This is a genomic window from Actinomadura sp. ATCC 39365 (genome assembly GCF_054392275.1).
Genome location: NZ_CP184335.1, coordinates 1,254,186 through 1,267,126, shown reverse-complemented (window position 1 = coordinate 1,267,126; position 12,941 = coordinate 1,254,186). Strand labels below are relative to the sequence as shown.

9 protein-coding genes are annotated in these 12,941 nt (G+C 73.9%); 8 read left to right on the top strand and 1 reads right to left on the bottom strand.

The annotated features are described in order from the left end of the window. Positions 1-22 precede the first annotated feature (22 nt). Positions 23-517 carry a hypothetical protein gene (locus ACNF49_RS06620; protein WP_357974983.1) on the bottom strand — a complete coding sequence of 165 codons (495 nt, stop codon included), beginning with the start codon at positions 515-517 and terminating at the stop codon, positions 23-25. A gap of 167 nt (positions 518-684) precedes the next feature. On the opposite strand from ACNF49_RS06620, the gene ACNF49_RS06615 reads away from it, so the two are divergent. From ACNF49_RS06615 to ACNF49_RS06580, 8 genes are all read left to right on the top strand, one after another. Further along, a complete protein-coding gene (locus ACNF49_RS06615; RefSeq protein WP_482943098.1) occupies positions 685-4,311 on the top strand; it encodes an ATP-binding protein in 3,627 nt (1,208 codons plus the stop codon). A 195-nt stretch (positions 4,312-4,506) separates the two neighbouring features. Further along, a complete protein-coding gene (locus ACNF49_RS06610) occupies positions 4,507-7,035 on the top strand; it encodes a glycoside hydrolase family 9 protein (protein ID WP_482943097.1) in 2,529 nt (842 codons plus the stop codon). Positions 7,036-7,146: 111 nt separating this feature from the next. Continuing rightward, on the top strand, positions 7,147-7,470 hold the full coding sequence (locus ACNF49_RS06605; RefSeq protein ID WP_189651648.1) for a PadR family transcriptional regulator: 324 nt from the start codon (positions 7,147-7,149) through the stop codon (positions 7,468-7,470). 14 nt (positions 7,471-7,484) lie between these two features. After that, complete coding sequence (locus ACNF49_RS06600) at positions 7,485-8,372, top strand: hypothetical protein (protein ID WP_482943096.1); 888 nt, start codon at positions 7,485-7,487, stop codon at positions 8,370-8,372. Between the two features lie 33 nt (positions 8,373-8,405). After that, the gene (locus ACNF49_RS06595) at positions 8,406-9,299 is read left to right on the top strand and encodes a hypothetical protein (protein WP_357974994.1); all 894 of its coding nucleotides are present in this window, start codon (positions 8,406-8,408) and stop codon (positions 9,297-9,299) included. A 7-nt stretch (positions 9,300-9,306) separates the two neighbouring features. After that, positions 9,307-11,067 (top strand): peptidoglycan-binding protein, encoded by a 1,761-nt coding sequence (locus ACNF49_RS06590; RefSeq protein WP_357974997.1) that lies wholly within the window; start codon positions 9,307-9,309, stop codon positions 11,065-11,067. Next, the gene (locus tag ACNF49_RS06585) at positions 11,060-11,734 is read left to right on the top strand and encodes an ABC transporter ATP-binding protein (protein ID WP_482943095.1); all 675 of its coding nucleotides are present in this window, start codon (positions 11,060-11,062) and stop codon (positions 11,732-11,734) included. The genes ACNF49_RS06590 and ACNF49_RS06585 overlap by 8 nt, the downstream gene beginning before the upstream one ends. Then, positions 11,734-12,912 (top strand): ABC transporter permease, encoded by a 1,179-nt coding sequence (locus ACNF49_RS06580; protein WP_482943094.1) that lies wholly within the window; start codon positions 11,734-11,736, stop codon positions 12,910-12,912. The genes ACNF49_RS06585 and ACNF49_RS06580 overlap by 1 nt, the downstream gene beginning before the upstream one ends. Positions 12,913-12,941: the final 29 nt, after the last annotated feature.

Here is a 12,941-nt window from a genome sequence, read left to right as displayed (position 1 = left end):
GCGCAGGTCAGGTCACTTCGCGTCACTGCCTGGTCAGCTTGAGCCGGACGGTGTAGGTGTAGTCCGTCTCGTCGGTGCCCTCGACGATGGTCGTCTCGGTCGTGTCCGCGCCGACGGCCAGGCCCGCGCAGACCGAGCCGTGCGCGGTGGCCTTGCCCAGGCTGTCGCCCTCGCCCACGATCGGCGGGGTGACCTCGCGCAGGTCGAACTTGACGTCCTCGCTGCCCACGAGGAGCGTGGACGGGTGCTCGAAGTCGGCCGGGTCGCCGTCGCCGCCGGTCTTCATCGAGAAGTAGTTCGCGCTGAACTTGGGGAACAGGTTCCCGTCGACCTTGAAGCGGAGCTCGTCCTTGCCGTCGCGTTCGGCCACGTTGTTGGCGTCGATGTCGTACAGGGTGATGACGCAGGAGGCGGTCGTGGCAGTGGTCGTGGCGGCGGCCGGGCCGGCGGTCAGGGCCGCGGGGGCGGCGACGCCGGCGGCCAGGGCGAGCGTGGCGATCAGTCGGTGAGCGTGCATGCTGTCGTGTCCTTCGGTCCGTGCCTCGCGGCTCTCGCGAAGCCGGTCCCAGAGTGCGGACGGCATCGTGAGCACATCGTGAGAGCACAGGTCAGTGGCGCGGAACACGCGCTTTCTGTGGCTTTTGGCGCAGTCTGTCCGGGCGGGCGCGCCTACTGTCGTCCGCCATGGGAGAGTCGCTGACCTTGCTGCTGCTCGGCCCGCCCGACCTGGCCGTCGGGGGCGCGCCCGTGGGCCTGCGTTCGGCCAAGTCCAAGGCGCTGCTGTGCTACCTCGCCACCACGACCGGGCCGCGGTCGCGGTCGGAGCTGGCCGCGCTGCTGTGGGGCGAGCGCCCGGACGCCAACGCGCGCGGCAGCCTGCGGCTGGCGCTGTCGGAGCTGCGCAGGGAGGTGGGCGGCTGGCTCGACATCACCCGCGACCACGTGCGCTTCCTCGGGGACGGCGACGGCTGCTTCGTGGACCACCGGCAGCTCACGGCGGCCTCGACGGTCACGCAGGCGCTGCGCCTGTGGCGCGGGGAGTTCCTGGACGGCGTCTGCATCGGCGACGCCCCCGCCTTCGCGGGCTGGCTGGCGGAGGAGCGCGGCCGGCTGCGGACGGTGCTGCGCGACCTGCTCACACAGGCCGGGGCCGACGGTTCCGCGCAGGTGGTGCGGCTGGCGCGGATCGTGGCGGGGCTGGACCCGTTCGACGAGGAGGCGCACCGGCTGCTGATGGCGTCCCTGGCCGGGACGGGGAACCGGGCGGCGGCGCTGGCCTGCTACGACGACCTGCGCCACCGACTGGCCGCCGAACTCGGCGTCGCCCCCGCCCCGGAGACCCGGGCCCTGCGCCGCGACCTGCTCCCCCGCCGCACCGCCGCCGCGACGGCCGGGGCCGGGCGGGCGGCCCTGCCCGTTCCCGGTTCAGAGCTGGTCGGGCGCGCGGACGAGGTCCGGCGGGTGCGCGCGCTGGTGGCGCGGCGGCGGCTGGTGACGCTGGTCGGGCCCGGAGGGGTCGGCAAGACCCGGCTGGCCGTCGCGGCCGCCGCCGTTCGCGACGGCCGGGAGGTGGCGTTCGTCTCGTTCGTAGGGGTACGTCCCGAGGCCGCCGTGACCACGCTGGCCCGCCGCCTCGGCGTGGACCTCTCGCCGCCGCGTCCCGCCCTCGACCTCCTGCTTTCCGCCCTCGCCGGACGCCGGCTCCTCCTCGTCCTGGACAACCTGGAGCACCTTCCCTGCTTCGACGCGGTCGTGGGCGAGATCCTGCGCGCCACCCCCGGCGTACGGGTCCTGGCGACCAGCCGGCGGCGTCCCGACCTGCCCGGCCAGGTGGCCGTCGAGGTGGCGGGGCTGCCGGGGCCGGCCGCCGAGGAGCTGTTCGCGGCCAGGGCGGTTCGGGCGCAGCCGTCCTTCGACACCGACGCCGAAGCCGCCATGGTGGCCGCGATCTGCGCAGCCACCTGCGGCTTCCCCCTGGCCATCGAGCTGGCGGCCGGGCTGCTGCGCGCCGTCCCGTGCGCGGAGCTGGCCCGGCGGCTCGGCGTGGACCTGGAGCTCCTTTCGGCCGGAGGTCCCGCCGTGCGCCCGCGGCACGCGTGCATGAGGACGGTCTTCGAGACGTCCTGGAGCCTGCTCGGACCGCCGGAGCGGGCGGCGCTGGCGGCGCTGTCGGTGTTCGGCGGCGGCTGCACGCTGCCGCACGCGCTGGAGGTCACCGGCACGACCCCGCGGGTGCTGGTCCGCCTGGTCGACCAGAGCATGCTGCACCTCACCCCGGTCGGCCGGTACGCGGTCCACCCGCTCGTCCAGCAGTTCGCCGCCGCCCGCCTGGCCGAGGACCCGGCGACCCGGGACGCGGTGCGCGGACGGCACGCCGCCTGCTTCGCCCGCCTGCTCGACCGGCACGCCGCGGCGCTCCAGGACGCGTCGGACACCGAGGCCGTCCGGGTGCTCGGCGCCGACCTGGACAACATCAGGACGGCCTGGGCCGCCTCGGGCGACCCCGCCTTCCTCGACCACTACTGGACGTTGTGCCTGCGGTTACGCCTGTACGAGGAGTCGGCGGCCGTCGTGGGCCGCCGGCTGGAGAGCGGTGTGGACGTGCCGTACCTGCGGGCGCGGTGGTTGCGGATGGCGGGGATCAGCGCGTACCAGCTGGCCCGGGAGGGGGAGGCGGCCCGCCTGGCCAGAGCCGCACTGACCGCCCTCGGCGAACCACTCCCCACCGGACCGACCGGGCCTGACACGGGCCCCCTGAGCGCCACCGTGCCCGCCGTGTCTGGCGGGTCTGTCGTGGGCGTGCCGGCCGCCGTCCGGCGGGCCGGGCTTGTCGTGGGCGGGCTGGCCGCCGCCGTCCGGCAGGCCGTCCATCGCGTGGTGCCGCCGCGACGGACGGATGCGGCCGGGCCGGAGGCCGCCCAGGCGCTCACGTTGCTGGCCCGGCTCGCCTACCACCAGCAGGATCTGCCGACGATGCTGGTGGCCTCGCTCCGCCAGCTCAACGCCGCCGAACGCGCGCCGGACCCCGCCCTGCGGGCCGAGGCGTACGCGAACTTCGCGACGATCGCCCGGATCGCCGGCCGCCACGGACTCGCCGCCCACTACGGCGGACTCGCCGACCGGGCACTGGACGGCGTCCCGCACCCGACGGAGGCGGCCAGCCGGGCACGGCTGGCGCGCGGGCTGGACCAGCTCCACTCGGGCGCGTTCGGCGCGGCCCGCCGGTCGTTCGCCGAGGGACGGACCCGGACGCTGGACCCCCGGATGGCGGAGAACTGCGCGGGCATGCTGGCCGAGACCGCCTTGTGGGAGGGCAAGTTCGCCGAGGCGGCGGAGCTGTTCGCCGAGACCGAGGAGCTGTCGGTCACGCGCGTGGGCGGGGACGACATCGGCCGCCACTGGTGCCTGACGGGCCGCGCGGAGGCGCTGCTGCGGCTCGACGGCGTGCCCGCCGAACGGATCGGGGAGGTGCTGGCGGCGGCCCGCGCGTCCACGGAACGGCGGCGCGCCCTCGCCGCCCGGCTCGGCCTCCATGACAGCCCGTCCCTGCACACCATCCAAGCCCTACGCCTCCTGACCGCCACCACCCGCCTGACCACCGCCACCACCCCTCCCCACCAACCAACGCCCACCCGCACTGCCGCCACACCTGCCCTCCGAACGACACCCGTCCCCACCACCGCCACCTCTGTAGACCGGCTGGCGCCCACCCCGGCTGGCGCGCCTCTCAACCGGCCGGCAACCACTAGTGCCATCCCGGCCACGCTCACAGTCCAGGCCACCCCCACCCTCTCCGCGTTCCCGGCCGCATCGGGCGCGGCGGGCGCGGCGGGCGCGGCGGGCGCGGCGGGTCTGGAGGTCCGGGTGGCCCTGGGGGGTCCGACAAGCGCGGCTGGTCCGGTGGGCACGGCGGGTCACGGGGGCCCGGTGGTGGTTGACGTTGCCGAGGTGCGGAGGGTGCTGGTTCGGGCGCTCGCGCTGGCGGACGGGTTGCCGTCGGCGCAGCCCGGCATGCTGGAGTGCTGGTCGGGGCTGGCGGAGCTGCTGTGGCACGTACGCGACCACGTGGACCGCGCGACCGCCCGGCGCCTCCACACCCACCTGACCCGTTACCTGGCCCGCAACCCCGGCGCGGCGGCCAGGATCGGGTGGGCACGCGCCCTGGTGCTGGCCGCCGCGGGCAGGAGAAGGGCCGCCGTCCGGGCCGCCGAACAGGCGCTGGCCGCCGCCGACCGCCTGGCCGTCGCCTACGACCGCCGCAGAGCCGCGGACCTCATCCGACACCTGACACCCGATCCCCCCACCACGTGAGGGCGTCAGGGCCCTCGCGCTCCCCCTGGCATGTGAGAGGCACGGCCGTCGCGCTGCGGCGCTGGAGCGGCGTCGGGTGTGAAAGTTTCAGGGTCTTCGGGGCTCGATCGGGCGCACCCGTTGACGGGGCAGCGGTGGGCAAGGAGGATCGGGATCGCGCCATTGGGAGCGCTCCCATCCCCCCGAAGGACCTCCATGACCCGATGCCGGGCCGCGCTGCTGGCCCTCCTCACCATGGTCGCCCTGTCCCCCGCCGCGTCAGCCCGCGCCGCCGACGAGGGACCCGAGCAGATCGTGAACGGCACCTTCGACGCCGGCACCGCCCCCTGGTGGAGCACCGGCAACACCACCCTGACCGTCGACGGCGGCAGGCTGTGCGCCGACGTCCCCGGCGGCACCGCCAACCCCTGGGACGTCATCATCGGCCAGGACGGCGTCCCGCTGGTCGCCGGCGACACCTACGCCTACAGGTTCTCGGCCTCCGCCACCCCCGCCAAGGTCGGCAAGGCCCTGATCCAGCTCCCCGTGGACCCGTGGACGCAGTACCTGTCGGCCGCCCCGGAGCTGAGCGTCTCGGGCAACGACTACTCCTACACCTTCACCGCCCCGGTCTCGCTGCCGAACGCCCAGGTGGCGTTCCAGCTGGGCGGCAGCGCCGAGCCCTGGAGGTTCTGCATGGACGACGTGTCGCTGAAGGGCGGCGCCGAACCCGAGGTCTACGAGCCGGACACCGGCCCGCGCGTCCGGGTGAACATGGTCGGCCACCTGCCCTCGGGCCCGAAGAAGGCCACCCTGGTCACCGAGGCCACCACGCCCCTGGACTGGGAGCTGCGCGACGCGGCCCAGAAGCGGGTGGCGAACGGCCGTACCAGCCCCAAGGGCATGGACGCGAGCTCCGGCCAGAACGTGCACACCATCGACTTCGGCGCCTACGCCAAGCCCGGCGAGGGCTACACGCTGACCGCCGACGGCGAGACCAGCAGGCCGTTCGACATCGGCGCGGACGTGTACGACTCCCTCCCCACGGACGCGCTGAAGTTCTACTACACCCAGCGCAGCGGCATCGAGATCCTCGACAGCCTGCGCCCCGGCTACGGACGCCCGGCCGGCCACGCGGGCACGTCCCCCAACCAGGGCGACACGGACGTGCCCTGCCGGCCGGGCGGCTGCGACTACACCCTGAACGTCAAGGGCGGCTGGTACGACGCCGGCGACCACGGCAAGTACGTGGTCAACGGCGGCATCGCGGTCCACCAGCTGATGGCGGCCTACGAACGCGACCGGGCCGCCTTCACCGACGGCCAGCTCAAGATCCCCGAGAGCGGCAACGGCGTCCCGGACGTGCTGGACGAGGCCCGCTGGGAGCAGGAGTTCATCCTGAGCATGCAGGTGCCGGACGGCAAGCCGTACGCGGGGATGGCCCACCACAAGGTGCACGACCAGAACTGGACCGGCCTGCCGCTGCTGCCGCACCTCGACCCGCAGAAGCGCGAGCTCCACCCGCCGTCCACGGCCGCGACGCTCAACCTGGCCGCGACGGCGGCGCAGGCGGCCCGGCTGTTCGCGCCCTACGACGCGGCGTTCGCGACGAGGAACCTCACGGCGGCGCGCAGGGCGTGGGCGGCGGCGAAGGCGAACCCGGCCCGGTACGCCGACCCCGCCGACGGCGTGGGCGGCGGCGCCTACGACGACGCCGACGTGACCGACGAGTTCTACTGGGCGGCGGCCGAGCTCTACCTCACGACGGGCGAGAAGGAGTTCGCGGACTTCGTGCTGGCCTCGCCGCACCACACCGGCGACATCTGGCGCGAGCGCGGCTTCGACTGGGGCAACACCGCCCAGCTCGGCCGGCTCGGCCTGGCGACCGTGCCCAACGCGCTGCCTGGCCGGGACAAGGTGCGGCAGTCGGTCGTCGAGGGGGCGGACAAGTACCTGGCGGTCCAGCGGGCGCACCCGTACGGGCTGCCGTACGCGCCGGCGGACTTCGACTGGGGCTCCAACAACCTGGTCCTCAACAACCTGGTCGTCCTGGCCACCGCCTACGACCTGACCGGCCAGGAGAAGTACCGGGCCGCCGTACGGGAGGGCATGGACTACCTGCTCGGCCGCAACGCGCTCAACATCTCCTACGTCACCGGCTACGGCGAGGTCTCCGCCCAGAACCAGCACAGCCGCTGGTACGCCCACCAGCTCGACCACGCGCTGCCCCACCCGCCGCGCGGCTCGCTGGCCGGCGGCCCCAACTCCGCGATCCAGGACCCGGTCGCCCAGCGGCTGCTGCGCGGCTGCAAGCCGCAGTTCTGCTACGTCGACGACATCGAGTCCTGGTCCACCAACGAGCTGACCATCAACTGGAACTCGCCGCTGGCGTGGGTGTCGGCGTTCCTGGCGGACAAGGGCGAGCAGTCGGCCTGCCGGGTGCGCTACTCGGCGCACGGCTCGTGGCCCGGCGGCTTCACCAGCCAGATCGTGATCGAGAACACCGGCAGGGAGAGCGTGAACGGCTGGACCCTGAGCTGGTCGTTCCCCGGCGGCCAGCGGATCAAGGAGGGTTGGGGGGCCGAGTTCACCCAGTCCGGCGCGGTGGTGACGGCGGAGAGCCTCGGCTACAACGGCCGGATCAGGCCCGGTGGATCCGTGACGTTCGGCTTCGTCGGCACGCACGCCTCGGGGCCCAACCCCGCCCCGGAGGTCTTCCGTCTCAACGGCGACCGCTGCCGGTGACGCGCGACGCGGGCGGCCTTCACGTCTGGTGAGGCGCGACGCGGGCGGTCGTTCCGGTCCGGTGGCCGTCCGCGTTGCCCACACTCCGTTGAACGGAATACTGTCTCCCCCATGCCCAGGGGAACCTCAGAAGTCAGCGAGCCGATGTACTTCGTGCTCGCCGCGCTGCGTGCCGGCCCGCTGCACGGCCACGCGATCAGCAAGTCGGTCAAGGAGCTGTCCGGCGGCCGGGTCCAGCCCTCCGTCGGCACGCTCTACGGCATCCTGGAACGCCTCAACGAGCGCGGCGTCATCACCGTAGACCGTGAGGAGACGGTCAACGGGCGCAACCGGCGCTACTTCCGCATCACCGACGAGGGCCAGGCGCTGGTGGAGGCCGAGGCGAGACGCATGCAGGCGGCCGCCTCACTCGTCCTGCGGCCGTCGGCCGGATGACGGCCGTCGGGTCCGTGCGAGCCGCGTCCGCGCTCGAACGGCGTTACCGCAAGCTCCTGCTCGCCTATCCCAGGACCTACCGAGCGGCCCATGGTGACGAGTTGCTCGACGTGCTGCTCGAATCGGCCGCGCCGGGGCGGCGCGTCCCGGTGCCGCGCGAGGCGTGGGGGCTGCTCAGGGGCGGGGTGCGCAGCCGGATCGTCCACCTGGCGACCGGCAGCCCCTGGGCGGACGGCGTGCACCTCGCCGTCACCGCCGTCGCGGCGGCGAACCTGGCCGCCCTGCTGCCCTACGCCGGCATCCTGCCGCTCTGGACGCTGCTGTCGGCGCTCACTCTGCTGGCGACCGTGCGGGGACGGCTGCGCACGGCGGCGGTGCTGACGCTGCTCACCGGGACCAAGGCGGTGGCACTGGCCGGCGGGTGGCAGCTGTTCGACGCGACGCTGTTACCGGTCTATCCGACGTTCCTCCAGGCCCGGCCGTTGTTCATGGACAGCGACCCCTACCTGGTGGCGGGCACCTACACGGTGGCGCTGGCCGGCCTGCTCGTCCTGCGGCGGGCGCCGCGCACGAGGTCGTGGTGGTGGTGGTGGGCGGCGGTCGTCGCGGCGAGCTGGGCGGGCCCCGAATGGATGGAGGACTCCTCGGCGCTCCCGATCAGCCTGAGCAGGCTGGTCGTGGAGGTGGTGGCGTTCGGGCTGGCGGCGGGGAGCGCCTACCTGGCCCGCGACCACCGGTGGACGCTGGCGGCGGCGATCTACCTGGCGACGACGTCGGGCGAGCTGGTGCTGCACTCCAGCGACCTGACCCGGCAACACCTGGCCTACTGGGGGGTGCTCGCGCTGCTGATCGTGGGGGCCGCCTTCGCGCCCTTCCGCCAGCGGCGGCATTGCCTGGATTGACCATACTCCGTTGAACGGAGTATGGTCTCCGCCATGCTCAAGAGATCCCGCCTGGCCATCGCCATGTCGCTCTCGGCGGCCGTGCTCTGCGGCTGCGGGGGCGCCGCCGGGACGACCGGCGCCGCCGAGACCGCCCGGCCGTCGCAGGCCGCCGCCAAGGACAGGAAGCACCAGTTCGAGGCGGCCAAGGCCGACTGCATGAAGCAGAAGGGCTTCACGTACGTGCCGTACGTGAAGCCCGAGGACAAGAGCGAGGACGAGCGCAAGCGCGCCTCCGGTGACTACCAGGCGATGAAGAAATACCGCGCAAAATACGGATTCGGCGTGTTCGCCCTGCAGGCCTACCCCGGGGAACTGGACGGTCCGGGCGGCAAGGCCGACCCGGATCCCAACATGAAGATCCAGGCAGACCTCTCCACCGCCCAGCTCACCGCCTACCACAAGGCCAAGGACGCCTGCGTCGTCACGGCCGGCAACCAGGTCCTCGGCCTCACCCTGAAGTCGAACATCGACTACTTCTCCCAGTTGGCCACCGCCCACAAGCGGGCGAAGGCCACCGAGCTGGACGGCGACCCCCAACTGGTCGAGCTGGCCGGTCCCATGGCCACCTGCCTCAAGGCCAAGGGCTACTCGGTGGCCGACACCAAGCCGTCGGCGCTCAACCAGCGCGGCGAGCGGGAGTTCATGCGCCGGCAGGACAAGCTGGGCCGCCGGCAGCAGAAGAACCTCCCCGAGACCCCGAAGATGACGAAGGACACCGAGCAGTTCCACATGCCGGAGCTCACCCCCGACGCCGCCAAGCCGTACCTCGTCCAGGAGGTCAAGGCGGCGCTGGACGACCTGGAGTGCGGCAAGGACTTCTACGCGGCCTACACGCCGAAGGAGACCGCGGTCCAGCGGAAGATCAACGAGCAGTTCGCGTTCTGACGTCCTCATGAGATCTCCACGCAGGCTTCTGGCCGTCGTGCTCGCCGGGGTCGTGCTCGTCGCCTTGGCCGGGTGGGCGGTGAGCACCCGGCTGCGCTCGCCGGCCGACGAGGCGAGCAGGCGGGCCGCGCCCGCACCGTCCCTGGTCACCGCAGCTGTCGAGCGCCGCAGGCTGGTCAGCACCGTGGTGGTCAACGGCACCCTCGAATACGGCTCGCCGTTGCCGGTCGGCCTGGCCGGGGCCGTCGGCGGCGCGTCCGAGCTGCAGCGGGCCACCAGGGCGCCGCGTCCCGGCCGGATCGCCGAGGGCGGGGTGCTGATGGAGGTCAACGGCCGGCCGGTGTTCGTCCTGCGCGGCTCGGTGCCGATGCACCGCACGATCACGCCGGGCAGCGAGGGCGACGACGTCACCCAGTTGCAGCGGGCGCTGCGCAGGCTGGGCCACCGCGCGCCGTCCACCGGCGTCTTCGACCGGGCCACGGTCGCCGCGCTCACCCGGCTCTACGCGGCCAAGGGCTACCAGGCCCAGCGGCCCACCCTCGCCGACCGGCAGACCTACGAGACCCTGCGCAAGGCCGTACGGACCGCCAAGGAGACCCTGGCGGCCGAGAAGCAGACCCTCGACCGGGGACGTGACGTGCTGCCGCTCAAGCTCAGGCTGAAGAACGCCAGGACCGGGCTCACGGCGGCCCGCCGGGCACTGACCGAGGCCCAGGCCCAGGAGCTGCTGCCGGCCGACGAGGCCCGGCTGTCGGCCGCCGACTCGGCGGTGCGGGCCGCCGAGGAGCGGCTGCTGGAGGCCGAGCAGGCCCTCGCCGCCGCCCGGACCCGGCCCACGAGCGCGCCCACGACAGCCGCCACCGCAGCCCCCACCGGCACGCCGGCGCCGACCATCACGGCCGCTCCCCAGCCCACGACCTCACCCGCCGACACGCGGCTGCTGGAGCTGCGGGTGGCCAACGCCCGCGCCGACCTGTCGGCCGCCCAGGAGTCCCGCGACCTGATCCTCAAGGAGGCCGAGCAGACCCGCGCGGCCCGGACCGAGCAGCTGCGCGCGGCCGTGCGCACCGCCCAGGAGACGCTGGCGACCGCCGAGCAGGCGCTGCGCCAGGCCAGGCAGCTCTCCCCCGCCCGGCTCAAGGTGACCGGCGCCCGCGCGGACGTGGCGGCGGCCGAGGAGATGCTGGCCGAGTACTCCCGCACGTACGGGGTCTCGATCCCGCCCGGCGAGGTGGTGTTCCTGCCGAAGCTGCCGGCCCGCGTGCGCAAGGTGTCGGTGAAGGCGGGGCAACGCGTCGAGGGCGAGGTCGCCACCGTGACGAGCTCGTCGTTCGCGGTCACGGCGTCGGTCGAGGCGGCGGAGTCCGAGCTGCTGCGTGCGGGCATGCCCGCGACCGTCGAGCTGGACACCGGCCGGTCGTACCCGGCCCGGCTGACCGCCGTGGGCGACAAGGCGAAGGTCCCGGGCTCCGCGGCGGTCGAGGCCGGGGCGCAGCCCGTCCTGATCACGCCGGGCTCGGCGAAGGGGCTCAAGGCCGGCACCGCGGTGACGACACGGATCACCGTGGGGGCGACGAAGGACCCGGTCCTGGTGGTGCCCGTGGCGGCCGTGATCACCTCGGCCGACGGCCGGGCCCGGGTGCGGGTGGAGTACGCCGCCGACCGCACCAGGGACGTCGAGGTCCGCACGGGCCTGTCCGCCGACGGGAACGTCGAGGTCACCGGCGCCCTCAAGGAGGGTGAAAGGGTGGTGGTCGGCGATGCCTGAGCCGGTCATCGAGCTGGTCGAGGTGGGGCGACGCTATCCAGCGCAGCCGCCCGTCCGGGCGCTCGACGCCGTCTCGCTGCGGGTGCTCGGCGGCGACTACGTGGCCGTCATGGGCCCGTCCGGGTCCGGGAAGTCCACCTTGCTCAACGTGCTCGGCCTGCTCGATCGGCCGGACGCGGGCAGCTACCGCCTCGACGGCACCGAGACCACCACGCTCCCCGACCGCGCCAGGACCAGGTTGCGCGGCGAGCGGATCGGCTTCGTCTTCCAGTCCTTCCACCTGCTCGCCCACCGAAGTGTGGTGGAGAACGTGATGCTCGCCGAGCTCTACACCCGGCAGCCACGCAAGGGCAGGCGGGAGCGGGCCCTGGCGGCGCTCGACCGCGTCGGCCTCGGACACCGTACGGCGTTCGCGCCCGGCCGGCTGTCCGGGGGCGAACGTCAGCGCACGGCCATCGCCAGGGCCCTCATGGGCTCCCCGTCGCTGCTGCTGTGCGACGAGCCCACCGGCAACCTCGACAGCCGCAACACCGAGGCGGTGCTCGACCTGTTCGGCGAGCTGCGGCGGCAGGGCCTGACCATCATGGTCATCACGCACGAGCAGGAGGTCGGCGCACGCGCCGAGCGGCGGGTGCGGATCACCGACGGCGTCCTGGTGGAGGAGTGATGGACCTGCGTGACCTGGCCGGCGAGGCCGTCGCCGGCCTGCTGGCCCGGCCGCTGCGCACGGCGCTCACCACGCTCGGCACCGTGCTCGGCATCACCACCCTCGTCGTGACGCTCGGCGTGGCCGCCACCGCGGGCAACCAGGTCGTGGGCCACTTCGACGCGCTGGTGGCCACGGCCATCACCGTCGAGGTGCCCGCCTCGCCGGGCGCGCCCCTGGTGACCTGGGACGCGGTGGACCGGCTGACCAGGCTGCGCGGCGTGGAGTCGGCCGCCGCGCTGTCGGAGAACGACGACGCCGCCAACCTGTCCGTACGCTCCAACGACATCGTCGATCCGGCGCGCATCACCACGCAGTCGCTGCCCGTGGTCGCCGCGACCACCGGCCTTCCCGGGGCCCTGCGCGGCACGATGCTGCACGGCAGGTTCTACGACGCCGGGCACGTCCGGCGCGGCGACCGGGTGGCCGTGCTCGGCGACCAGGCCGCCAGGCTGCTCGGGATCACCCGGCTCGACGGGGCGCCCGCGGTCTTCATCGGGAGACACGCGTACACGGTGATCGGCGTGCTCGGCGGGCTGCGCCGGGAGCGCGACCTGGGCGCGGCGGTGTTCGTGCCGCCGACCGCCGGGGCCCGGTTCGGGCTGCGGACGGTCACCAGGGTGCTGGTCAACACCGGCCTGGGCGCCACCGCGCTGGTCGCGGGCCAGACGCCGGTCGCGCTCAGCCCCGGCAACGAGGACCTGCTCCAGGTGGTCGCGCCGCCCGGCCCCACGCGGGCCCGCGACGCCGCCCAGGACGACGTCAACGCGCTGTTCCTGATCCTCGGCCTGGTCTCGCTCGTGGTGGGCGCGGTCGGCATCGCCAACGTCACGCTCGTCACCGTGATGGAACGGGTGCCCGAGATCGGGCTGCGCCGGGCGCTCGGCGCGGCGCGGCGGCACGTCGCCGCCCAGTTCCTGCTGGAGTCGACGATGGTCGGGCTGGCCGGCGGCGTGATCGGCGCGAGCCTCGGCGTGGTCGCCGTCGTCGCCGTCTCGGCGGCCAAGCAGTGGACGCCGCTCCTCGACGCGCGGCTCGCGCTGGCCGCGCCGGTGGCCGGGGCGGTGGTGGGGTTGCTGGCCGGGCTCTATCCGGCGCTGCGGGCGGCGAAGATGCAGCCGGTGGACTCTCTGCGATAGCGGTTCCGCCACTTATGATGTGCCCGACA

What these genes read in the sequence shown, in the direction of transcription:
- ACNF49_RS06620 (WP_357974983.1), bottom strand. Translation starts at nt 517, where the DNA reads ATGCACGCTCACCGACTGATCGCCACGCTCGCCCTGGCCGCCGGCGTC.
- ACNF49_RS06615 (WP_482943098.1), top strand. Translation starts at nt 685, where the DNA reads ATGGGAGAGTCGCTGACCTTGCTGCTGCTCGGCCCGCCCGACCTGGCC.
- ACNF49_RS06610 (WP_482943097.1), top strand. Translation starts at nt 4,507, where the DNA reads ATGACCCGATGCCGGGCCGCGCTGCTGGCCCTCCTCACCATGGTCGCC.
- ACNF49_RS06605 (WP_189651648.1), top strand. Translation starts at nt 7,147, where the DNA reads ATGCCCAGGGGAACCTCAGAAGTCAGCGAGCCGATGTACTTCGTGCTC.
- ACNF49_RS06595 (WP_357974994.1), top strand. Translation starts at nt 8,406, where the DNA reads ATGCTCAAGAGATCCCGCCTGGCCATCGCCATGTCGCTCTCGGCGGCC.
- ACNF49_RS06590 (WP_357974997.1), top strand. Translation starts at nt 9,307, where the DNA reads ATGAGATCTCCACGCAGGCTTCTGGCCGTCGTGCTCGCCGGGGTCGTG.
- ACNF49_RS06585 (WP_482943095.1), top strand. Translation starts at nt 11,060, where the DNA reads ATGCCTGAGCCGGTCATCGAGCTGGTCGAGGTGGGGCGACGCTATCCA.
- ACNF49_RS06580 (WP_482943094.1), top strand. Translation starts at nt 11,734, where the DNA reads ATGGACCTGCGTGACCTGGCCGGCGAGGCCGTCGCCGGCCTGCTGGCC.